Genomic DNA, 24,007 nt, shown 5'->3' on the forward strand with positions numbered 1-24,007 from the left:
ACAGATTTCCAGGGTTCTTTTTTTATCTCTGGCCTTTATCGTAAGGAATTCCCTCGGCTTTCGGAGCCTGGGAGTTTCTGGAGGTAAAGATCAGTACGACCAATGTGATGATATAGGGAACCATCTTATAAAAATAGCTTGGAATTCCCAGCACACTTAAAAACGGGATTCCGGAGTATGCAGAAGCAACTGCTTTCATCAAACCGAAGAAAAGAGATGCAAACATAATATTGACCGGTTTCCATTGACCGAAGATTAACACGGCCAGAGCAAGGAATCCATAACCTGCTACATCTGCGTTAAAGTTGGTGGAGGTAGGAACAACGAATACCAGTCCTCCAAGTCCCCCAAGAGCACCGGATATGAGTACGCCGGCATACTGCATCCGGTAAACATTGATTCCTGCCGCATCGGCTGCCTGAGGATGTTCCCCGCAGGAACGCAGCCTCAGTCCAAAGCGGGTCTTATAAAGGACCACAAAGGAAAGAAAGAATATTGCGATTCCAATATAAGTGGTGATGTATGCATTCTGGAACAGCAGAGGGCCGATGATCGGGAGCTTTCCAAGGACCGGAACGGAAGCAATACGAAAGGTATTACTAAACGGAACCTGCTGAACTCCCTGAATCACCCGGGCCACGAAGATTGCAAATGCAGGGGCAAACATGTTCAGTGCAGTACCGCTGATGACCTGATTGGATTTCATATGAATGGAAGCATACCCATGGAACAGGGAAAATACCATTCCGGTTGCCATGGAAATCACTACGGCAATGAGCAGTTGGGTCTGACCGCTCATAAAAGCACCGGAAAGGCTTAAAAACAGAACGCCGGTAAAAGCTCCCATGGTCATGATTCCTTCCAGGGCAATGTTGATGATTCCGCTTCGCTCGGAGAACATGGCACCCAAAGCGACGATCATAAGAGGTATCATGAAATACATGGTCTGCTGAAAAATAAAATATATAACATTCATGATTGGGTTCCTCCCTTCTTTTCGCCTTCTGTTTTATTGATTTTGTTTTTCCGGATCTTTGCCATCAAAAGCTTGACCATCAGGGCAAAAGCACTGAAATATATGATGACAGCTACGATGATATCAATGATCTCCGTTGAAAATTCAAACAGCTGCAGATAGAAGCCTCCGGCTGTTAAGTATGCGATAAAGATACCTGAGAAAAGGATTCCGATTGGATTGTTTAATGCCAGCAGTGCAACGGAAATACCTGTAAATCCTTCGGAAGGAAGCATGTCCTTAATTTCAATATGTTTTCCGGTTCCGGCCAGATATAAAAGGCCGCCTGCAAGTCCTGCGATAGCTCCTGCAATTACCATGGAAAGGATAATGCTTTTTTTCTCATTGATCCCTGCATATTTGCTTGCATCCCGGTTAAAGCCAACAGCTTTTAATTCATAACCAAAGGTTGTTTTGGTGAGTAGCAGCCAGATCACCACGACCACAAGAATTGCAATGATGATTCCGCCGTTTACACTGGAGCCGGGGAACAGCTTGTCCATTCCCATCTTTGGAATGTTGGCGGTGGCAGCTACGTTCCGGGATTCGTTCCGCAGATTGTTAAACAGAGGCTTGTAGCTTTTTACGATCCAGTTTACCAGATACATGCCGATGTAGTTCATCATAATAGAAGCAATTACTTCATTCACATTAAAATACGCCTTTAGAAGCCCCGGCACCAGTCCCCATAGAGCACCAAGGAGCGCACTGGCTAAAAGTGCCGCGATCCAGTGAACCGGTCCTAAAGAAGTAAAAAGAATTCCTACAAATACAGCCCCAAACCCGCCGATGATAAACTGTCCGGGAGTTCCGATGTTAAAAAGGCCTGTCTTAAATGCAAATCCCACGGAAAGCCCGGTTAATATAATAGGAGTGGCATAGTAAAAGACCTGCCCGACCCCTTTGGCTCCATGGGTAAATGCACCTGTTAAAATGGTTGCAAATCCCGGAAGTGCCTGATCGGGATTACAGAAAAAAAGGATAATCAGGCCTACGATCAATCCAAGTATAATGGCAAAAATGGAAGAGAGAATGCCGGTATGGTCGTTCGGGTGCTTTTGTTTCATCATCGTTCACCTTCTTTCTTTGCGCCTGCCATATAAAGCCCCAGTTCCTGAACGGTTATATTCTTCGGATCTAAGTCAGCCACGATTTCGCCTTCAAACATGACTAAAATCCGGTCGCTTAAATTCATTACTTCGTCTAATTCCAGGGAAACCAGTAAGATGGCGGCTCCAGCATCTCTTTGTCTGATCAGCTGGCTGTGAATGTATTCAATGGCTCCTACGTCAAGCCCTCTTGTGGGCTGTACTGCCAGGAGAATGTCGGGTGATTTTGAGATCTCTCTTGCAATGATCGCCTTTTGCTGATTTCCTCCGGACATGCTTCTGGTGGTGGTAAAAGGACCTTCACTGCTTCGGATATCATAATCCGAGATCAGCTGCTTTGCATATTCGTAAATCTTATCATTTCTTAAAAAGGTACCGCTCTGGAAATCCTTTTCAAAATACTGCTGAAGCACCAGGTTGTAGGCCAGATTATATTCCAGTACCAGACCGTGCTTGTGACGGTCTTCCGGTATATGGGACAAGCCATGGGTGTTTTTATAACGGATGCTCTTTCTTGTCATGTCTTCCCCGTTAATGGAAACGGTTCCGGAACTCATATCGGAAATACCTGTGATGGCATGGATAAGCTCTGTCTGGCCATTACCGTCAATTCCTGCGATACAGACGATCTCACCTCTACGGACTTTAAAAGAGACATCATGCACCAGCTTTTTTTTCTGGCCTTCTCTTTTTGCTTCCACGGAAAGGCTGCTCACTTCCAATACAACTTCACCGGGAGCTGCCGCTTTCTTATCAACGGTCAAATTCACCTTACGGCCAACCATCATTTCCGACATTTCTTCGGCTGTTGTTTCAGCCACATCTACAGTACCAATATATTTACCGCGGCGCAGGACGCTGCAACGGTCTGCAACCGCCTTGATTTCGTTGAGCTTGTGAGTAATGAAAAGAATGGATTTTCCTTCCTTTACCAGGTCTCTCATGATCTGCATCAGTTCATCGATTTCCTGTGGAGTGAGAACCGCAGTTGGTTCATCAAAAATCATAATTTCGTTATCACGGTAAAGCATTTTTAAAATCTCGACCCTTTGCTGCATTCCAACTGTAATGTCGGAGATGAGCGCATCCGGGTTCACGAACAGTTTGTATTTTTCACTTAATTCCATTACCTTTTTGCGGGCGTCATCCATTTTTAAGAAGCCCCGCTTTGTGGTTTCCATACCCAGAACGATGTTCTGCAGTACAGTAAAATTCTCAACCAGCTTAAAATGCTGATGCACCATGCCGATTCCCAGAGCGTTGGCATCCAGGGGTCCGGTGATTTTTTCTTCCTTGTTCCGAACCTTGATAACACCCTTTTCCGGCTGGTAGAGACCGAATAAGACACTCATAAGAGTGGATTTCCCTGCGCCGTTTTCCCCAAGCAGGGCGTGGATCTCGCCTTTTTTTACCTGCAGTGTAATGTCATCATTGGCGATGATACCGGGAAATTCTTTTGTGATATGAAGCATCTCAATAATGTAGTCCATAAAATCCCCCTAACTACGGTACCTGATTTGGGCCCGGTACCAATTCTTTAAACAATGTGGTTTTATTTTATCATAGGGAAAGGAGATGCCGTAAGAAACCATGTCTGTTCTGACTGGTGAATCAAACGGCATCTCCTTACCTGTTATCTGCCCGAAGGGCCTTTTATTCGCAGCTTATTCTACAAAGGTGATCTTGGCTTTTTCAAGCTTTAAGTCTACATTGGGATTGTTGTTATCCTCAGAAGGCTGTACAAGAGTGATTTTGCCGGCTTTTAATTCCGCATAGATCTTGTCGTAATCTTCCTTTGTAAAGGTTGTGAACTTGGAGGTCTCCATTGGAAGACCGATTCCGTCATTCTTAGCGGAGAATATGCTTGTCTTTCCGCCTGGGAACTGGTTGTCATAGAAAGCTTTTACGCCATCGTAAACAGATACAGAAAGTTCTTTCATGGCAGAGGTGATAACAGACGGGGATTCAAAGCTCTGGTCAACGTCAACACCGATCATCTTGCCGTTTTTTTCTTCCGCAGCAGCCATAACGGAGTTTCCTACAGCACCGCCGCATCCGAAGATTACCTGAGTGCCGTTCTGGAACCAGGAAGCAGCCATGGACTGTGCTTCCGGTGTGGCGGCAAATGCACCGGTGTAGTTGTACATGATTTCAATATTATCAATGCCCATTTCTTTTGCAGCGTAGTCAGCCCCTTCTGCAAATCCGTATCCGAAACGTACTACAGCGGGAACAGCCATACCGCCTAAGAAGCCGAGTTTCGTGTTGCCGTCTTTGACCGCAGCGTAACCGGCCAGGAAGCCAGGCTCGTCCTCCTGGAAAAGGATGGGCATGACGTTTGCTTCTGTTCTTTTTTCTGAGTAATCAGCGTTGTGTGGCTCTCCGTCAAGAAGAATGAAGTGAACGTCCTTATACTGATCCTGTGCTATAAATACCGGCTCTTCAAATAAGTATCCGGGACAGACGATTAATTTAGCACCGCCCTCGATGGCAAGTCCAATGGTCTCAAGGTAAGAATCTGTGGTTCCTTCCTGAGGCTGATAATACTTGTAGGAAATTCCTTTTTCCTCGGCGTACTTTTTCATGCCTTCCCAGGCCCCCTGGTTAAATGACTTGTCGTCGATGGTGCCAAGGTCTGTGATAAGGGCGATCTCATATCCCTCGGAAGAATCAGACTTTTTTGATGTAGCCCCTGTTGTTTCCGCAGTCTTGTCCGCAGCGGCGGTAGTTTCTCCTGATGCAGACGTTCCGGCAGTGCCGGAACCGGAAGAACCGCACGCACTTAATGCAGCAGTCATTAATACTGCCATAGCCAATCCCAATGCTCTTTTTTTCATAATCCTGTTTTCCCTCCTGTTATTGGTTGATTTTCATAGATACAGATAATGTACCATATTTTTCCTTCTTACACAATCGTATTTGGTGTTGATTTGATGAAAATACACGGCAATAATATGCTGTTCTTTGAATCTTATTTGTTTTGCTGCATTTATGAATCCTGCAGCTTTCAAATCCTGTTTATTTGAATCCATGGACTAAGATTATAAAGATACAATCGCATGATTTTTGAATGTTTATCGGATATCTCGCATAAAATTTAGACGGATTTTCGGGTGATTTTCGTATATACGATTAAAAATCGCATATCAGAAGAAGACAGAAAATAAAGGCGATTATGATGTAATTGTATCGAAAAATGCGGAAATTATCCTTGAAAATCCAATAAAATCTCTTTACTGGCTCTTGAATTATGTTATAATATTTTCAGGACTTTTCCTTATAGGAATCCATTGGAAGAGTAAACGAACCAACACATTTTTGAGGAGGATATTTCTTATGGCAAAAAAATGGGTTTACCTGTTTACCGAAGGCAATGCAGAGATGAAGAATCTTTTAGGCGGAAAGGGTGCCAATCTGGCTGAGATGACGAATCTTGGTCTTCCGGTTCCCCAGGGATTCACAATTACAACGGAAGCCTGTACCCAGTATTATGAAGACGGTGAAACAATCAGCAAAGAGATTATGGGGCAGATTTTGGATTACATTGTAAAGATGGAGGAAATTACAGGGAAAAAGTTTGGTGACAAAGAGAATCCTCTTCTGGTATCCGTCCGGTCCGGAGCGAGAGCATCTATGCCGGGGATGATGGATACCATCTTAAATCTTGGTTTGAATGAAGAAGTAGTGGAAGTTCTGGCGGCAAAATCATCAAATCCCAGGTGGGCATGGGACTGTTACCGAAGATTCATTCAGATGTTTTCCGATGTGGTAATGGAAGTCGGGAAAAAATACTTTGAAGTGCTGATTGACCGGGTAAAGAAAGAAAAGGGAATTACGGAAGACGTAGATCTGACCGTTGAGGATTTAAAAAAACTTGCCGGTTTGTTTAAGGCAGAATATAAAGAGAAAGTGGGCGTAGATTTTCCGGATGATCCGAAGACACAGCTGATGGAAGCTGTAAAGGCGGTGTTCCGTTCCTGGAATAATCCAAGAGCCAATATATACAGGCGTGACAATGATATTCCGTATTCCTGGGGAACTGCAGTCAATGTTCAGATGATGGTCTTCGGAAATATGGGCGATACCTCCGGAACCGGTGTGGCATTTACCCGAAATCCTGCAACCGGGGAAAAGAAGCTGATGGGAGAGTTCCTGATCAATGCACAGGGCGAGGATGTGGTGGCAGGGGTCCGCACCCCCAAAAAGATCGACCAGCTCAAAGTTGTGATGCCGGAGGTCTACGATAAATTCGTGGAGATATGTGACACGCTGGAAGCGCATTACCGTGATATGCAGGATATGGAATTTACCATTGAGGATAAGAAATTATATATGCTTCAGACACGAAATGGAAAACGGACGGCAAAGGCTGCCCTTACCATTGCCTGTGACCTGGTTGACGAGGGAATGATCACAGAGGAACAGGCAGTTAAGATGATCGACCCGAGAAATTTGGATACCCTGCTTCATCCCCAGTTTGACGTTGAGGTATTAAAGAAAACAGAGCCGGTAGGAAAAGCGCTTGCAGCATCTCCCGGAGCGGCCTGCGGCCGGATTGTATTTACTGCAAATGATGCAAAGGAGTGGAAAGAGAAAGGCGAAAAGGTGGTTTTGGTCCGCCTGGAAACTTCCCCGGAGGACATTGAAGGAATGAAAGCGGCGCAGGGCATTTTGACTGTCCGTGGAGGCATGACATCCCATGCAGCAGTGGTTGCCCGCGGCATGGGAACCTGCTGTGTATCCGGATGTTCTGAAATCGCCATGGATGAAGAAAACCGGAAATTTACGCTGGCAGGAAAGGAATTCCATGAAGGCGACTGGTTATCCATCGACGGCTCAACCGGAAAAATCTATGACGGAATCATTAAAACCATAGATGCAGCCATTGTTGGCGAATTGGAAAGAATCATGAACTGGGCGGATAAATACAGGAAATTAAAGGTAAGGACCAATGCAGATACTCCTGCAGATGCCAGAAAGGCAAGGGAACTGGGAGCAGAAGGAATTGGTCTTTGCAGGACCGAGCATATGTTCTTTGAAGGCGACAGAATCGCAGCCTTCCGTGAGATGATCTGTTCCGATACGGTAAAAGAGCGGGAAGCAGCCTTAGAGAAAATCCTTCCGGTGCAGCAAGGCGATTTTGAAGAACTTTATGAGGCACTGGAAGGGAATCCTGTTACCATCCGTTTCCTGGACCCGCCTCTTCATGAGTTTGTTCCTACGGAGGAGGAAGACATCAGAAAACTTGCAGAAACTCAGGGAAAAACGGTGGCTCAGATCAAAAACATCATTCATTCCCTTCATGAATTCAATCCGATGATGGGACACCGCGGCTGCCGTCTGACCGTTACATACCCGGAGATTGCAAGAATGCAGACAAAGGCTGTGATCCGTGCTGCGATCAACGTACAGAATAAACATAAAGACTGGAACATATGTCCGGAAATCATGATTCCGCTTATCTGTGATGATACGGAATTAAGATTTGTAAAGAAAATTGTTGTTGAAACCGCAGACGAAGAGATCGGTTTGGCAGGCAGTCCTATAAGCTATGAAGTAGGTACCATGATAGAGATTCCAAGAGCCGTTCTTATTGCTGATGAAATTGCCAAAGAAGCAGAGTTTTTCTGTTTTGGCACCAATGACTTAACCCAGCTGACCTACGGCTTCTCCCGTGACGACGCGGGAAAGTTCTTAAATGCTTACTATGACACCAGGATTTTTGAAAATGATCCATTTGCGAAGCTGGATCAGGCCGGAGTCGGCAAACTGATGGAAATGGCTGTGAAATTAGGAAAGAGTGTCCGCCCGGATATGCACATCGGCATCTGCGGCGAGCATGGAGGAGATCCTTCTTCTGTGGAATTCTGCCACAAGATTGGTCTTGATTATGTTTCCTGTTCTCCGTTCCGCGTACCAATTGCAAGGCTGGCAGCGGCTCAGGCGGCGTTAAAAGAGCCGGAAAAGTAGAGATCGTGTCTTAATAAAAAGCAGACCGGGCTGCACTGGTCTGCTTTTTGCTGTTTATGATAAAGTGTGGTGTCAATGATTCTCCACAACCCTTTGTTTCAATTTGGATATGACCAAGGTAGAGAAAACCAGAAGAAATATAAGCATTTCTAAAAGAAGATATCTCTCCAGGTTAAATATTAAAAAGCAAAAGGCAAATAACAGGCTGAACAAAAGAGTTAAGTTTGTTTTTTGATTGAAGGATAAGTTTTCCTCTGCTGTAACCGGCCGGTTGGGATGATTGACAGCACCGGTGAACTTGATGAGCAAAAGCAAAATAACATAAAGGCAGAATGATACCGAAGTGCTGACCTGAAAATATTTTACGATCAATAGAATAAACGTCATGGTCATACAGGAAAAAATCAAACATGAATAATAGGATTTCAGATGCAGTCCTCCATTATAGGAGCGGAGCGGTATGAAAAAAACAAAGAACAACAGGCATTCCAATTCCATGTGCAATAATACTGCGATACAAACGCTGCAGATCAAATTCAGGATAAGCTCAAAAAAGGTCAGAAACCCATACTGGTAAGCCTCATAATTTTCCTTTGAAATGACTTTTTTATGAATGATATAATTCGTGAATGCAATTGATAATCGTTCCATAGACTTTTCCTCCTGAATAAACAGTCTATCCTATAATAATCCCGTTAAAAAAAGGATGTTGAAAATACCGCTTTATTCGTTATTTTTCCCTTCCTTCATACAAAATTACCACTGCTTTAAAGATTTCTCCATGTGTTTCTGTAATCAGTTCTCCGTTATAGGCTGCAACCGCCTGCTCAATAGAAAGTATGCCTAATCCATGTCTGGCATGATTGGTCTTTGTGGTTTTAAAATGTTTCTGACTGTCGGGATAGCGTTCCCCCTCAAAGGAATTCCAGACCACAATCGATAATATTTCTTTTTGATAGGACATCTGTAATTCTATAAAACGTTTCCCGTTTCTTATCTGGCGGCATGCTTCCAGTGCATTTTCCAAAAGATTCCCAAGAATAATGGTCAGAGTTCCATTTTGAAACGGTAAGACTGGAGGGATAAAAATATTGGCACTGAATTCAATGTTATCTTTCTGCGCGATGGAACATTTATAATACACAAGAGAATCTACTACAATATTGCCGCTGCGGGATATCTCGTATATCTTTCTGGCTGTTGTTTTTTCCAGGAGAGCGGTTATATAGCTTGCGGCGTTTTCCAGTTGGTTGGCGTTAATCATTCCTAAAAGGGAAATCAAATGCTGCTTGATATCATGCCGCAGCATTTTGATTTCTGTATTCTGGATTTCCCGTTCCTTTTCCTGCTGGCTGCACAGATTTAACTGCTGTTCGTAGAGCAGTGTCTTTTTCTGGTACTCTGTATTTTCCGCCAGTGATTCAAAGACTTCAAAGATCACGTAATTAATAGAAAGAAGTAATATTCCTGCAATAAATGAAAACAGCAACTCGTCTGAAGACTGATTGCTGATGAAAAAAATGTTATGCATGATATAAATGCTTCCGGCAGGTACGATCAGCAGGATGACCATATAGCGAAGAGAAATATCAGTAGAGCTTCTTGGCTGGAGCCAGTTCCCTGTTATGATGGCAAAAACAAGCATAACAATCTTTGAGATTATGGCACCGGAAAGACCGGATTGATCTTCAAGATTGAGCATACTTATAATCATATGTACAATAATTTCAACCAGCATCCAGATGGCACATATCAGGAATGAAAAAATGGCACATTTATTTAGACTTTCTGTGTGGGAGATACTGGTTACAAGAAAAACAAAAAACATGTTTAAAAACAATGTAATAACTGGTGAAAAGGAATGACCAATGTTTAAATAAAATTGAAAAAAATAATAAAAAATCCAAATAACATATGTAGGAAGTTTCCTTGGCGAAGGATTGAAAAATGCCTGAATGCATTTTCGTATGACCAGAATATAAAAAAAGGCAATAAAAAGGCTGGAAAAACCAGTTGACAGAGTATCCATGGCATTAAATACCTGCCTTTCTGCTGGCCATTTCACATAATTGCATTCGGATTTTTTTCTGCCTGTCCTCACTGATCTGCAGAGTCGTTAACTTGCCGTTGCATTCGATTTCCAGGTTGGAAAAGTTCATCTTCCTTACATAATCATAATTCACCAGATAAGATTGATGGATCCGCAAGAACCGCTGATTTTTTTCATTCAGTTCCTTTTCCACATCGTTGAGTTTTCCGTAAAAAGATTCTATTTCATTGTTGCTGAGATAGATATGTATGATCCGGTTACGGCTTTCAAAGTATACCACATCTCTTAAAGCCACCTTTCTGATCTCTTTGTTAAAATTAAATTGATAGTAGGCATTGTTTTCCCCAATGCGTTTGCAGGCATCTTGAAAATAACGTGATAACTTTTCATTTTCTAAAGGCTTGGAAAGAAAACGGAAAGGCTCTACCTCAAATAATTCCTTTAAATACTGTTCATATCCGGAAATATAAATCAATAATACGGATTTATCAATTTCTCTGATGTGACGGGCTGCTTCAATCCCATTCTCCTGTTCCATCTCGATGTCTAAATAAATCAAATCATATAGATTCCCTTTGCATATATATTTTTCTAACATAAAACCGTCAAAAAACACATCAATATCAACTTCAATTCCATTGGCCAGAGCTTCTTTTCTTAATAACTTTTCTAACATTCCTGTAAATAGAACATCGTCATCACAAATTGCTATTTTTAACATGTATGCACTTCCTTTATGTAAATTCTATTATTTTATCAACCGTTGTTTCAGATCCCTTTTTTTATTTATGAAAGTAAAGTGTATTTTTTTATGATTCATAGGTAATACAAGTGTTTTATTTAATTATTTCAGATCTTTCTATATAAAATAAGAATATGCGTTATATTATAGCCTACTTTTATAATTTTTTGTATAGATTAGGAGAGATATTCTGTCGAAATAAATGTTCCTTGTTCTGTACAAATGGAAAATTACCTGGAGAATCGGATTTTCAACAAGTTGCATGATATGGTTTGAAAATATAATATTTTTTTATTGTTTTGAAAACGTTTCGATGAAAAATGGAGGTAAAAAAAGTGAATCATTATTTTCTTTTAATTATTGGTATTTGTATGTTGTTTCTAATTGTAAATTTATTTATCTTAATACTGCACATTAACGTTCACTTAAAATCAGATAAAAAAATCTATTATATGAATCTGGTCACTATTATGGCTATATCAAATTATATTGAGTGGAATAATGTCCATATTATGAATTCAAACCGGTTCATAAAAGAAGGCATGGTATCTTTAATCTATCTGATTAATCTGTTGATGTGTTTAATCTTACTTCTGATCTTGCTTTTTGTGAAAGACCGGAACGTAAGCGGAAGAAACAATTAAATGCAGAAGGATTAAAATGACTAAATTTCATATACTTTTTCTGCTATTATAACAGTATAAAAAAATTAGAAAACAGTGTAAAAAACAGAAGTTTTATAATCATATCGATTCCGAAAAAGGGGGTACCCCTAAGGTTTTTATGGATAAAAAGTAAAAGTTACGAGCAGTATCGATATTTTTACAACATACAACAGCATGTACGTTTTCGTACTATAATGAATTTAGCTTCAAAAAATAAAAACATTGGAGGTAATAAGAATGAAGAGTAAAAAGATTAATTTTGCAAAACTCATGGAGACAGTAGCAAGAAAATCTGTTGAAATGTCATCGGAAAGCAGGTGTATGTACATTTATCATCAGCCCAAAATGCCGCCAGAGTTAAAGAAAATTAATAAGTAGGATTTGGATAGCATCATTTAATTCTTGCTGATTTTATATTTATATCCTTACCCTTCATGCCCTGTATGAATCACGTCTTATATCATTGGAAAATGATGCGTGGTTTATACAGGGCTATTTCTATGTAAATTTTGAATCTCATCAATACGCAGGAGAACAGGCAAAAGGAATCCGGCGACAAGCAGGCTTAATAAGTTCTGAACCATATTCAGCGGAACATTTAAGGCGGCAGCAGACGGTCCGTATACGATGGATTCAAATAAAAAGTATCCGCCGGTAACCACGGTGCTGCATACAATACCGGCACTTAAGAACGGAAGGAGCTTAAACCCGATGGTCTGGCTTTTTGAAAAAAGTTTCCGGTATAGCATACCGGCCAAAAAGGCCCCCAGTGCTTTAATGATCAAGGTGGCCGGAGCATAGAAGGCATAGCCGGACAGCAAATCAGCCAGCATGGAACCGATGCCTCCTGCGGCAGCCCCTGCAAAAGGGCCAAGAAGTAAGCTGCTAAGCAACACCATTCCATCTCCCAGATGTATATAACCGTGAAAAGCGGAAGGAATATGGATCACCATGGTAGCTGCGGTGGTCAGTGAAGTCATTAAAGCGGTGAATACGATGTTCTTTGTTTTTTTGCTGTTCATTGGCTTTCCTCCTGTATGACAGTTTTTATTTATTGCAGATTAAAACTATCATATAGAATAAATGGCATTATTCAAATATCCAATTTAAATAAATTCATACATACCAGTTAAGGGTCATGGAATGACCTGAAATCAAACATGGGCCTCTGGCAAAAAATGAATGAACCGGTCATCAATTTCTTGTATGGATAGGAAGGGATATATTACCTGCAAATTATAAAAACCAGGATAACCATAATAAGAGCGCCTGTTTTTTCTTACTTAATCGTGAAACGTTCTTTTCCCATATGATTTTATAAGATATGCTTGATATTCTTAACCATTATAAATATAATAGAAATCAGACAAGGAATTATTGGTAAATCCTTTCTTAATTGTATAAGTTACACACATGACCAGCTTCTATATTGGTTGGAGGCCATGCAAAAACAGGAACGGTAAGGCATTTGGAAGAATTATGCACTTATATAGAAAAGAAAATTATAGAATTATTAAAATACATGATTAGACGATTATGATAAAAAGAGATATGGAGAAACGATTATGAAAAAAGAAATGGCAGAGAAAGATCACTGTCCTTATTGCAAACGGCATTGTTCTTTGAAAGCGCCTCATTGCAGAAAAGGAAAAGCTCTTGCAGATGAGCTTAAAAAAGGGCATGAGAAGAAAAAAGATAAAAAGAAAAAAGATAAGAGTAATAAAGACATTCCTGGAGATAAATGTAAAAAAGTCAAGAGGAAAGCAGTAAAGAAAGGTACGGTTCAGGAATTAATTCCTTCTCTTCTATATATAGAGGAAAACGAATCGTTGTTAAAAAAGGCAGGTATTCAAAACAGGAAAAAGCTGATTCGTTATTACATATTAAACCTGCTGGCGGAAAAGGAGGAAGTAACGCTTAAGGACTTAAAGGCTTTAACAACCCTTGATGCAACGGTATTAAAAAAAGCGCTCAAAAAACTGGAAGAGAAGGAAAAAATCCGGATACGGCAGTCAGAGCATCAGGGAAGGATTATAACTTTGACTGAAAAAGGAAAAAAGAAGGCGGGATTCTACTGTTAAGAAGCAATAGTTGTATTTCCAGATTATTTGTAGTACAATGCTCTTTGGTGTATATATTCAGAAAAGTAAAAGATTTGTGTGGCTGTTGCAGGAAGGGGTACCTATGAGATACCAGGCCAGAAGCGGTAATGGGATTCACAGAATATTAGCGTATTTATTCTGTTTCGCATTGCTGGCGTCAGAATTTAATATTTTTACCATTGACGTGGGCCGAAAGCTGTCTCATCCAACGAAAAAGGCGGTGTGGGAACGGGGGGCCGGTCAAAAAGGCGTCAAGGGCATCGCAGAGTTTCCGGGTAGTTTTGACGAGGAAGCCAATGGAGAGATGATCAGTAACTCCAACGGAAGATTTTCTTTTGGAGTCTTACCTATAAAATACTTGATTATAAGGACAGACCTTCTTTTTATTCCACTGATTCTGTGGACGGTCATAACTGTTTTGCTGCAGGAAAGCTATATCAGCAGAATGTTTCTGATACGGTTTATTCACGATTCGGACGGAGAAAAAGGAAGCAGGGCTTTTCTTTTTAAAGTTTGTCAAAATTAAAAGTAGAAAAGAGGAAACAAAATGAAACCAGGAAAGAAAATGCTTGCAGGGATTTTTGCTGCGCTTGCAGCCCTTTGTGCGGTTGCAGTATTTGGTCTTGGAAATGATATTAAAGGCATCTTTGACATGCGTTACGGCATCGATATCCGGGGGGGAGTAGAAGCAATCTTTGAACCTCAGGATTTAGACAGAAAGCCAACCGAACAGGAGCTTCAGACAGCAAGGGAAATTATTGAGACCCGAATGGACAATCAGAATATTTCCGACCGTGAAGTGACAGTCGATAAAAATTCCGGCTACATCATCGTACAGTTCCCATGGAAATCAGGAGAAACAAACTTTAACCCGGAAGATGCCATTGCGGAACTTGGTGAGATGGCAGAGCTTACGTTCAGAGATCCGGACGGCAAAGTGCTGATTCAGGGGAAGAATGTAAAAAATGCAGCACCGGAAACAACAACGAACAACGGAATCAAGGCTTATAATGTTTCGCTTAGTTTCGATCAGGAGGGAGCCAAGCTTTTTGAAGAAGCGACTGGAAAGCTGATTGGAAAACGAATGAGCATTTACATGGATGAAGATTTGATCTCAAGCCCTACCGTACAGACAAAGATTTCCGGCGGACAGGCTGTTATTACAGGAATGAAAGATTATAATGAGGCAAAGAGCCTTGCGGAGAAAATCAACGCAGGTGCGCTTCCTTTCTCTCTTGCCACCTCAAACTTCTCCACCATCAGCCCTGCTCTTGGTAACAATGCACTTACAATCATGGTTTATGCAGGAATTTTTTCATTTTTCATTATCTGTGTATTTATGATTGGATTTTACAAGGTACCTGGTGTCTCCGCCTGTATCACATTGTTCATGCAGATGATCATACAGCTGCTTGCGATCTCAATTCCTCAGTATACCCTTACATTGCCAGGAATTGCAGGAATTATCCTGACGCTTGGTATGACGGTGGATACCAATATTATCACATCGGAACGTATCTCCGATGAGCTGAAAAAAGGAGCTTCCATCAAAGGAGCGATTACCCATGGATATAAAAATGCATTTTCTTCCGTATTTGACGGGAATGTAACAGCAGCCATCATTGCGGCAATCCTGATGGCTTTGGGTTCCGGAACCATGCTAAGCTTTGGTTATACCCTTATGATCGGTATGATCGTAAATCTTTTTATTGGTATTCCCGTATCCAAGCACCTTCTGTTATCCTTTATTGAGAATGACAAGCTTCATGATATCAAGCACTTCCGTGTCAGAAAAGATACCAAGACGATTCCATTCTACGGGAAAAAATATATATTTGCCATCATTTCCGGTGTGATTACCATCGCAGGGATTGCAGGCTGCTTTACCAAGGGCGTCGCATTGGATACCCAGTTTACCGGTGGTGCCGTATTGAGTTATTCCGTATCCAATGAAGCAGACACAGAAAAAATAGAGTCTGCTGTGGAGAAACAGACCAACAGACCGGTTACGGTTCAGATCAAAGAAGATAATATGACCGGCCTTAAGAGGCTTTCTATTACCTTTGCAGGTAATGCAGGTATGTCTCCGGATGAGCAGAAAGCCATTACAGATGCGATTAACAGTACTTCTGACAAGGTGGATGCAAAGCTTTCTGAAACCTATGTGGTGGAACCTTATATCGGTGCCAAGGCTTTAAGAAACGCCGGGCTTGCCATCGGACTTGCGCTGCTGTTTATTATTGTTTATGTATGGATCCGGTTCTCAGCCATATCAGGACTGTCCGCAGGTATTACGGCAATGATCGCTTTGTTCCATGATACGATGGTGGTGTTCTTTGCATTTGTTTTGTTTGGAATTCCGTTAAACGATGCCTTTGTGGCCGTAGTTCTTACGATTATTGGATATTCCATTAATGATACCATTGTCATCTACGACAGAATTCGTGAGAACAAAAAACTTGACAGTAAGCTTTCCGTTGTGGACCTGGTTGATATCAGTACCAGCCAGACCTTAGGAAGATCCTTAAATACATCCCTTGCAACAGGTATCTGCGTTGCAGTTATCATGGCAGCCTCCATTTATTTTCAGATTGAATCCATTATTGAATTCTCTCTGCCAATGCTCTTTGGTGTAATTACCGGCTGCTATTCCTCCATCTGTGTTGCCGGTACTTTATGGGCAATGTGGGAAAAAAGAAAAGAAAAATAATAAGGAATCAAAACCGGAAGGTCATGTCAAATATGGCCTTCCGGTTTTTTTGATACAATTGATAACCATTGAAAAAATCAGAAAACAAAGAAGAAATATCATCAATCAAATAATTCCTTAATATACTCTTTATTATCTGACGTTATCTTTAATAAATATTTTATGATATATGATTGAATATTTTTGCTGAAAATGTTAGAATATAATAACACATGATTGGAAGTGTTGCATGCAAAATCCCATAAATCACGGCCTGGGTCTCCGGCATCATGGGATTTTTCATGGAACTGCCTGCTTAAATAACCGGAGGATATAAATCCGGGCAATTTAGCAACAAAAGCCATTAAAATAAAAGGAGGAAGATAATATGTTGAATAAGATCATTGCAGAAAAAATAAACAAGCAAGTAAATTTTGAGTTCTATTCTGCTTATGTATATCTGGATATGTCAAATTATTATGCAGACAACAATTTAAACGGGTTTGCAAACTGGTTTAAAATCCAGACACAGGAAGAGCGTGATCATGCGATGCTGTTCATGGATTACTTACTGAATAACAGTGCGAAGGTAGAATTAGGAGATATTAAGGCGCCACAGGCGGTCTATAATGATTTCCGTCAGCCGGCAGCAGAAGCCTTTGAGCATGAGCTAAAGGTAACGGAGGCTATCCATGATATTTATGCGGCAGCCTATGAATTAAAAGATTTCCGTACCATGCAGTTCCTTGACTGGTTCGTAAAGGAACAGAACGAGGAAGAGAAAAATACAGAGGATATCATAAAGCGATATGATTTATTTGGTCATGATGCCAAGGGATTATACTTACTTGATTCGGAACTGGCGACCAGAGTATATACGCCGCCTACGCTTGTGATCTAAAACAAATGAGTTTTCTTAAATAAATAGAGCGGTCTATGTCATGATGCCAAGCCATTGCTTTCATGTCAGAGACCGTTCTTTTTCGTTGATACAAATAAATACGGAATAAAAGAAAATAAGTTTAACCAGGGGGAAAACGTATGGCAAAGCAGCGGGAAAAGGTGGAATTTCGTTATTATGAAATCCCGGAAGGGGAAGTGGTGCTTGCCCTTTTGGGAGAGGACTGGATCAGGGAGTATGGAAAACAAATCAGGTATCTTCATTTTCACAATCTATTGGAGATAGGATACTGTCACTGGGGAAGCGGAGAAGTGGTGCTTGGGCAGGAGCATATACCATTTTGCGGTCATTCTTTTATGATCGTTCCGCCCAGGCTTCCGCATACAACCAACACTGATCCTGGGACCAAAGGGTACTGGGAGTGGATTTACATAGACATAGACAAATTCATTTCAGAATTAAATAATTATGACCCTATGGATAAGAAAAATATGTTAAAGCGGATCAAACGAACAGGATATCTCTTATCCAAAGAGGAAAATCCTGTTCTTGCAAAATTTATCTTGGGAATCATGGAGGAAGCCCGGAATAAAAAGCCTTATTACAAGGAAAGTATTCAGGGAATCCTTGGTGCTTGTGTGGTGGAATTTCTGCGCCTTTCTGATGATGAGGAAAGGATCATGAGAAGCCGGGCAAATACGACCATAATTGCCGGTGCTTTGGATCACGTATCCAACCATTATATGGAGGAAATCAGGATAAGCAGCCTGGCGAAAGCCTGCAATATCAGTGAAAGTCATTTTCGCCGGGTTTTTGAAGAGGGAATGAATATGAAGCCGGTGGATTATATCAATCTCATTCGTGTTCAGAACGCCTGTGAACTGCTGAAAAAGACGGAAAAAAATATGGAAGAGGTCGCGGCTGAATCCGGATTTGCTTCAATTTCAGCGTTTAACAGGAATTTTAAAAAGGTTTTAAATATATCACCTTATCAGTGGAAAAAGTCGGCAGAGAATTATGAGAGCAAACTGTTGTATTGCAGAATCAGTGCGCAAAAGGGCTGGGATTGATGGATTTAAATGATCGAATTTGCACGTTTTTTAATTGAATCTAAAAACTTTGCGGCTAAAAAAATTGTTATAATATAAGATACAAAAGGATATTGTTGAAGATGAGTCTATGAATGTAAATTCCTGTATATATAGGAGGTAGTATCGTTTGAATGAGCTGGAACTGTACCGTTTGAAGGATTCTGTTTTTGCAGAAAAGGATAATGGAACAAAGGTCAATTATTTTATTTTTGATGAATTTGAAATCCATCAGGGAGAAGGCGTCAAAAGGTATGGTAATCCGTGTGGGAAACTCTCTTCATACAATTGAAAATTTAACCGATGAGCAAGCCTCATTTTTAGTATTCCGTATGGTGCCGGATGGAAAAAGTAAGCGTGATATTATTAAAAATGATAAGGTAACCGTTTCATGAATATCTTTGGGATAAGGTAAAAAAGATGCTTGAATTATATTAATTCAATCTTTTAATAAAAATTGAGGAGGAGTTTTGCTATGAAGAAAAGAATCGCATCCTTACTATTGGCGGGGGCCATGGCAGCTTCCCTGACAGCCTGCGGTACTTCCGGTACTTCTGGGCAATCAGGAGATAAGGAAGGGGCTGGAGCACAGGCGTCCAATGAGCTGACTGTCTGGTGCTGGGATCCGGCATTTAACGTTTATGCCATGGAGGAAGCAGCAAAAGTTTATCAGAAGGATCATCCGGATTTCAAACTGAACGTGGTGGAGACTCCCTGGGAAGATCTCCAGACCAAGATCACTACGGCGGCTACATCCGGGAATATAGACACTCTTCCTGATATTTTGCTGCTCCAGGACAATGCATTCCAGAAAAATGTCATCAGCTATCCGGATGCATTTATGGACCTGACGGAAAGCGGTATCGATTTTACGAAATTTGCAAAGGCAAAGACTGCTTATTCTGTGGTAGAAGGGAAAAATTACGGGGTACCCTTTGATAATGGAACTGTAGTAGGCTGCTACCGAACGGATATATTAAAGGAAGCCGGCTATACGGTGGATGATTTTAAGGATATTACCTGGAGTGAATATCAGAAGATGGGAGAGGATATTCTGGCAAAGACAGGAAAGCCTCTGTTATCCTGTCAGGCAGGAGAATCCGATTTGATTGTAATGATGCTCCAGTCTGCAGGCGGAAGCCTTTTTGACAAGGATGGGAATCCCAGTATGGTGGGGAATGATACTTTAAAAAAGGTAATGGAAACTTATGCGTCTCTGGTTAAGAGCGGGGTGCTTGTGGAAGTCAATGACTGGGACCAGTATGTTGGAACCATAACCAATGGTACGGTAGCCGGAACCATTAACGGCTGCTGGATTCTGGCCAGCATTCAGACGGCAGAAGACCAGTCCGGCAACTGGGCGATTACCAATATGCCGAAGCTGGAAGGCGTTGAAGGCGCGACCAATTATTCTAACAACGGCGGTTCCAGCTGGGCAGTCACCTCTGCAAGCAAAAATCCGGAACTGGCATATGATTTTTTAAGCAAGACTTTTGCAGGAAGTACAGATCTTTATGAAACAATCCTTCCAAAGTCCGGTGCTATGGCTACATACCTTCCGGCCGCAGACAGTAAGGCTTATGAAGAGCCCCAGGAATTTTTCGGCGGAGAAACCATATATACCATGATTACAGATTTTGCTTCCAAAGCTCCGTCCAACAACACCGGCGTTTATTATTATGAAGCCCGTGACGCCGTTGCTACGGCAATCACCAAAGTTGTGGCAGGCGGGGACATTGATGCAGAGATTAAAAGTGCTGAGGATACCGTTAATTTTTCCATGGGTAAGTAAATGACGACAGGAGGTGGCATGTTCCGTGAGAAATTCAAATAAAAAGCTGTCATTGGGCCAGAAACAGAGCCTGGCCGGCTGGACATTTTTAGCTCCGGCAGTATTACTGATCGGAATCATGAGCTTTTTGCCCATGATCCAGGCACTGTTCCTTTCTTTCCAGACGGGAATCGGTACCAGGATGAAATGGACGGGTGTAACCAATTACATCCGGATGTTTCAGGATCCGATCTTTATGCAGGCTCTGAAAAATAACTTTATTTACCTGATCATACAGGTACCAATCATGCTGATGGTGGCTCTGGTCCTGGCGTCTTTGTTAAATCATAAGGATTTAAAGTTTAAGGGACTATTCCGTACCGCAATATTTCTGCCATGCGCCACCTCTCTGGTGTCATACGCTGTGATTTTCCGTTCCCTGTTTGCTGTGGACGGCCTGGTCAACACTATTCTTATAAAGGCTGGGCTTCTGACCACCGGATATAACTTTCTGGGGCATCCGGACAGTGCAAGGATCGTAATTATTCTGGCACTTATCTGGAGGTGGACCGGTTATAACATGGTATTTTATTTATCCGGCCTGCAAAATATCGAGTATTCCGTATATGAGGCCGCAAAAATTGATGGAGCATCTCCGGTTCAGTCCTTTTTCCGTATTACGGTTCCGCTTTTAAAGCCGACCATTCTTCTGACTGCCATTATGTCAACCAATGGAACGCTGCAGCTGTTTGATGAATCCGTAAACTTAACAAGCGGCGGTCCGGCCAATGCAACCATTACCATGTCACACTACATATACAACGTATCCTTTAAGTATGTACCCAACTTCGGGTATGCCGCATCTATGTCATACTTGATCCTTCTGTTGGTGGCAGTTCTTGCATTTGTACAGTTGAAGGTAGGTGATAAACGTGACTAAGGGGAAAAAAGTATTTGCATATGTATTTTTGATCATTGTTTCATTGATTTCTGTATTTCCGCTTTACTGGATGCTGGTTGCAGCTACGAACCGGAGTGTGGATGTGAGCAGAGGAACTTTAATGTTTGGAACGGCGCTAATCGATAATGCGAAGAAGCTTCTGGCATCACAGAATGTCAGCACCGCTCTTTTTAATTCCTTTAAATATTCCATTACCATGACCCTTATTTCCTTATTTGTCTGCTCCATTGCAGGATACGGTTTTGAGGTGTTCCATGATAAGGCAAAGGACCGGGTCATGAGCCTTCTGCTGCTGGCTATGATGGTTCCTTTTGCGGCAACCATGATTCCGCTTTATCAGATGTTTTCAAAAGCAAGGCTTTTAAACAGTACCCTGGGATTTATCCTTCCCACCATATCCACTCCGTTTTTAATCATGATGTTCCGGCAGAGTGCCAGATCCTTTCCTTCGGATATTATGGAAGCGGCACGGCTTGACGGTCTGACGGAATTCCAGATCTTTTACCGGATGTTTCTGCCCACCATGCGCTCCACCTATGCGGCAGCCATGACCATTACCTTTATGAATGCATGGAACAGCTATCTATGGCCAAAGGTAATTATGTCCGATGAAAGCAGTATTACCATGCCCATGCTGGTGTCAAACTTAACGCAAGGCTATGTGACAGATTACGGAACTCTTATGCTGGCGGTGTTGATCTGTACCATTCCTACGGTAATTATTTTCTTCCTGCTTCAAAGAAGCTTTGCGGAAGGAATTACAGGTGCAGTAAAATAAGAGAAAACCCAATACTTTTTGGAAAGGAACGGTTGAGTATGAAGAGCCTTGGTTTATGGTATGGAGGGGACTATTACCCGGAGCAATGGCTGGATCGGCCTGAAATAGCAGAAAAAGATTTGGAGTATATGAAAAAGGCAGGCATCAATACCGTTACCTTAGGAGTATTCGCATGGTCTTTTTTGGAACCGGAGGAAGGCAGGTTTGCATTTGAATGGCTCATGAAGGAGGCCGACCGGCTTTATGAGAATGGAATCTCTTTTATTATGGCAACACCCTCTGGCGCTCGCCCCAAATGGCTGTCGGACCGTTATCCGGAAGTGCTGCGGGTGGACGGGGCAAGGCGGCGCCAGTTGTTTGGAGGACGGCAGAATCACTGCTATACATCACCGGTGTACCGGGAAAAGGTTGGGAGCATTGACCTGGAACTGGCGAAACGGTTCAAGTCTCATCCGGGAGTTCTTATGTGGCACATCTCCAATGAGTGCGGAGGAGAATGCCACTGTCCTTTATGCCAGCAGGCATTTCGTAAATGGCTAAAGGAACGGTATGGCACCATTGATAATTTAAACCGGAAATGGTGTACCGCATTCTGGAGTCATGTGTATCAGTCCTTTGAGCAGGTGGAAAGCCCTTCCCCCATTGGAGAGAGCATGGTTCACGGGCTGAATCTGGACTGGAAGCGGTTTGTGACGGAACAGACAGCAGATTTTGCCAGATGGGAGATTGAATCACTTCGTAAGGCAGGAGCCATGCAGCCCACCACCTCCAATTTCATGTATGATTATGAAGGGCTGAATTATAAGCGGTATTCCAGGGAGTTTGATGTGGTGTCCTGGGATTCCTATCCTCTTTGGCATAAGAAAAAGGAGATTTTGACAGCCAGAGACAATGGAATGCAGCATGATTATATGAGAAGCTTAAAAAAGAAACCCTTTCTTTTGATGGAGTCCAGTCCCAGTAGCACCAACTGGCAGGGAGTCAGTAAATTAAAACACCCTGGAATGCTGGAACTTGATTCCCTGCAGGCCGTAGCCCATGGCTCGGACAGTGTGCTGTTTTTTCAGATAAGGCAAAGCTGCGGAAGCTCTGAGAAATTCCATGGTGCGGTCATTGACCATTACGGAGGTGAGGACACCAGAGTATACCGGGAAGTCTGCCAGACAGGGGTTGCCCTTTCGTCTCTGGAGGAAATAAAGGGAACCACTGTCTTTTCAAAGGCAGCGCTCATCTATGATACGGAAAACCGTTGGGCCATGGAAGATGCCCAAGGGCCCAGAAATCTGGGACTTCATTATCATGAAGCTGCTGTTAAGATGTACAGTGCCATAAAAAAGCTGGGGCTTAACGTAGATGTTATTTCCACGGAAGACAGCCTGGAGGGGTATGAACTGGTGGCAGCGCCTATGCTTTATTTATATCAAGGCGGAATAGAAGAAAAATTAAAAACCTTTGTTCAAGAGGGAGGTCAGCTTATAATGACCTACTGGTCCGGCATTGTGGATGAGTGGGATAACTGTTATCTTTATGGAACGCCTCATGGACTCATGGACGTGGCTGGAATACGAAGTATGGAAATTGACGGCCTTTTTGAAGGGGAGTGCAATCACATGGTTCCTGCTCTGGAAAAAGGAATAGAGAAACGGTACGAGTGCCGGAATCTTTGTGATCTGGTGAAGCTTCAGGGTGCTGAAGCAATGTATGTATATGAAAATGATTTTTATCAAGGATATCCCGCACTGACCAGAAACCGGTATGGAAAGGGAACTGCTTATTGCGTTTGCGCAGATGCAGAGCAGGCGTTATATGATGATCTTATGGAAACAATCCTTTTAGAATGCGGGATAGAACCTCTTATAAGCGGAAAGCTTCCGGAAGATGTGGAGGTTACTTCCAGAAGCTCCGGCCGGAAGGAGTACCTTTTTATCCAGAACTTTAATAAAGAACCGGTGGCCCTTTCTCCGGAGACGGTCAGAGAGATAAACGGCGGAGAGCTGATATTTGGGAAACTGTCAGGAAAAGATGCAATCGGGGGATATAAGACTTTGGTGGTGAAAAGGGAGTTAAGGGGATAATATTATAAAAGAATCCATTATGAACAGAGGCAGCCGCAAACTGGAGCTCCCATTCCAGTCTGCGGCTACCTCATTGTGCTTATACATAGCT

Annotated in this window: 20 protein-coding genes; 12 read left to right on the forward strand and 8 right to left on the reverse strand. The window is 42.1% G+C overall.

The window, feature by feature from the left end:
• Positions 1-22 precede the first annotated feature (22 nt).
• The 4 genes from ACLTWA_RS08815 to ACLTWA_RS08830 all read right to left on the reverse strand — a co-directional run bounded on the left by ACLTWA_RS08815 (position 23) and on the right by ACLTWA_RS08830 (position 4,961).
• Positions 23-976 (reverse strand): ABC transporter permease, encoded by a 954-nt coding sequence (locus ACLTWA_RS08815; RefSeq protein WP_412327328.1) that lies wholly within the window; start codon positions 974-976, stop codon positions 23-25.
• Positions 973-2,082, reverse strand: a complete 1,110-nt coding sequence (locus ACLTWA_RS08820) for an ABC transporter permease (protein ID WP_412328113.1) — start codon at positions 2,080-2,082, stop codon at positions 973-975. The genes ACLTWA_RS08815 and ACLTWA_RS08820 overlap by 4 nt, the downstream gene beginning before the upstream one ends.
• Positions 2,082-3,614 carry an ABC transporter ATP-binding protein gene (locus ACLTWA_RS08825; RefSeq protein WP_412327329.1) on the reverse strand — a complete coding sequence of 511 codons (1,533 nt, stop codon included), beginning with the start codon at positions 3,612-3,614 and terminating at the stop codon, positions 2,082-2,084. Before ACLTWA_RS08825 ends, ACLTWA_RS08820 begins: the two co-directional genes overlap by 1 nt.
• Positions 3,615-3,788: 174 nt before the next feature.
• Positions 3,789-4,961 carry a BMP family ABC transporter substrate-binding protein gene (locus tag ACLTWA_RS08830; protein ID WP_412327330.1) on the reverse strand — a complete coding sequence of 391 codons (1,173 nt, stop codon included), beginning with the start codon at positions 4,959-4,961 and terminating at the stop codon, positions 3,789-3,791.
• A gap of 499 nt (positions 4,962-5,460) precedes the next feature.
• On the opposite strand from ACLTWA_RS08830, the gene ppdK reads away from it, so the two are divergent.
• Positions 5,461-8,094, forward strand: a complete 2,634-nt coding sequence (gene ppdK / locus ACLTWA_RS08835) for a pyruvate, phosphate dikinase (protein ID WP_412327331.1) — start codon at positions 5,461-5,463, stop codon at positions 8,092-8,094.
• Positions 8,095-8,166: 72 nt separating this feature from the next.
• Here the strand turns inward: ppdK and ACLTWA_RS08840 are convergent, their stop codons facing one another.
• The 3 genes from ACLTWA_RS08840 to ACLTWA_RS08850 form a co-directional block, all read right to left on the reverse strand.
• Positions 8,167-8,745 carry an accessory gene regulator B family protein gene (locus ACLTWA_RS08840; RefSeq protein WP_412327332.1) on the reverse strand — a complete coding sequence of 193 codons (579 nt, stop codon included), beginning with the start codon at positions 8,743-8,745 and terminating at the stop codon, positions 8,167-8,169.
• A gap of 79 nt (positions 8,746-8,824) precedes the next feature.
• Positions 8,825-9,832 (reverse strand): sensor histidine kinase, encoded by a 1,008-nt coding sequence (locus ACLTWA_RS08845; protein ID WP_412327333.1) that lies wholly within the window; start codon positions 9,830-9,832, stop codon positions 8,825-8,827.
• 295 nt (positions 9,833-10,127) lie between these two features.
• Positions 10,128-10,865 carry a LytR/AlgR family response regulator transcription factor gene (locus tag ACLTWA_RS08850; RefSeq protein WP_412327334.1) on the reverse strand — a complete coding sequence of 246 codons (738 nt, stop codon included), beginning with the start codon at positions 10,863-10,865 and terminating at the stop codon, positions 10,128-10,130.
• Positions 10,866-11,788: 923 nt separating this feature from the next.
• Here ACLTWA_RS08850 and ACLTWA_RS08855 point away from each other — a divergent pair.
• Complete coding sequence (locus ACLTWA_RS08855; RefSeq protein ID WP_412327335.1) at positions 11,789-11,929, forward strand: cyclic lactone autoinducer peptide; 141 nt, start codon at positions 11,789-11,791, stop codon at positions 11,927-11,929.
• Between the two features lie 104 nt (positions 11,930-12,033).
• Here ACLTWA_RS08855 and ACLTWA_RS08860 read toward each other — a convergent pair whose 3' ends face one another.
• On the reverse strand, positions 12,034-12,573 hold the full coding sequence (locus ACLTWA_RS08860) for an ECF transporter S component (protein WP_412327336.1): 540 nt from the start codon (positions 12,571-12,573) through the stop codon (positions 12,034-12,036).
• A gap of 543 nt (positions 12,574-13,116) precedes the next feature.
• Here ACLTWA_RS08860 and ACLTWA_RS08865 point away from each other — a divergent pair.
• The 10 genes from ACLTWA_RS08865 (at position 13,117) to ACLTWA_RS08910 (ending at position 23,916) form a co-directional block, all read left to right on the forward strand.
• Complete coding sequence (locus tag ACLTWA_RS08865) at positions 13,117-13,632, forward strand: transcriptional regulator (RefSeq protein ID WP_412327337.1); 516 nt, start codon at positions 13,117-13,119, stop codon at positions 13,630-13,632.
• A gap of 103 nt (positions 13,633-13,735) precedes the next feature.
• Positions 13,736-14,179, forward strand: coding sequence for a hypothetical protein (locus ACLTWA_RS08870; RefSeq protein WP_412327338.1), 444 nt, complete (start codon positions 13,736-13,738; stop codon positions 14,177-14,179).
• A 21-nt stretch (positions 14,180-14,200) separates the two neighbouring features.
• Positions 14,201-16,363 carry a protein translocase subunit SecF gene (gene secF, locus ACLTWA_RS08875; protein WP_412327339.1) on the forward strand — a complete coding sequence of 721 codons (2,163 nt, stop codon included), beginning with the start codon at positions 14,201-14,203 and terminating at the stop codon, positions 16,361-16,363.
• Positions 16,364-16,730: 367 nt separating this feature from the next.
• Positions 16,731-17,243, forward strand: a complete 513-nt coding sequence (locus tag ACLTWA_RS08880) for a ferritin (RefSeq protein ID WP_412327340.1) — start codon at positions 16,731-16,733, stop codon at positions 17,241-17,243.
• A gap of 140 nt (positions 17,244-17,383) precedes the next feature.
• On the forward strand, positions 17,384-18,313 hold the full coding sequence (locus ACLTWA_RS08885; protein ID WP_412327341.1) for an AraC family transcriptional regulator: 930 nt from the start codon (positions 17,384-17,386) through the stop codon (positions 18,311-18,313).
• Positions 18,314-18,461: 148 nt separating this feature from the next.
• Positions 18,462-18,623, forward strand: a complete 162-nt coding sequence (locus ACLTWA_RS08890; protein ID WP_412327342.1) for a hypothetical protein — start codon at positions 18,462-18,464, stop codon at positions 18,621-18,623.
• 183 nt (positions 18,624-18,806) lie between these two features.
• Positions 18,807-20,123 (forward strand): ABC transporter substrate-binding protein, encoded by a 1,317-nt coding sequence (locus ACLTWA_RS08895; RefSeq protein ID WP_412327343.1) that lies wholly within the window; start codon positions 18,807-18,809, stop codon positions 20,121-20,123.
• Between the two features lie 25 nt (positions 20,124-20,148).
• A complete protein-coding gene (locus ACLTWA_RS08900) occupies positions 20,149-21,042 on the forward strand; it encodes a carbohydrate ABC transporter permease (protein WP_412327344.1) in 894 nt (297 codons plus the stop codon).
• Positions 21,035-21,841, forward strand: coding sequence for a carbohydrate ABC transporter permease (locus ACLTWA_RS08905; RefSeq protein ID WP_412327345.1), 807 nt, complete (start codon positions 21,035-21,037; stop codon positions 21,839-21,841). The genes ACLTWA_RS08900 and ACLTWA_RS08905 overlap by 8 nt, the downstream gene beginning before the upstream one ends.
• A gap of 38 nt (positions 21,842-21,879) precedes the next feature.
• Positions 21,880-23,916, forward strand: coding sequence for a beta-galactosidase (locus tag ACLTWA_RS08910; RefSeq protein ID WP_412327346.1), 2,037 nt, complete (start codon positions 21,880-21,882; stop codon positions 23,914-23,916).
• Positions 23,917-24,007: the final 91 nt, after the last annotated feature.

It is taken from the genome of Lacrimispora sp. (genome assembly GCF_046972725.1).
Taxonomy (GTDB): domain Bacteria; phylum Bacillota; class Clostridia; order Lachnospirales; family Lachnospiraceae; genus Lacrimispora.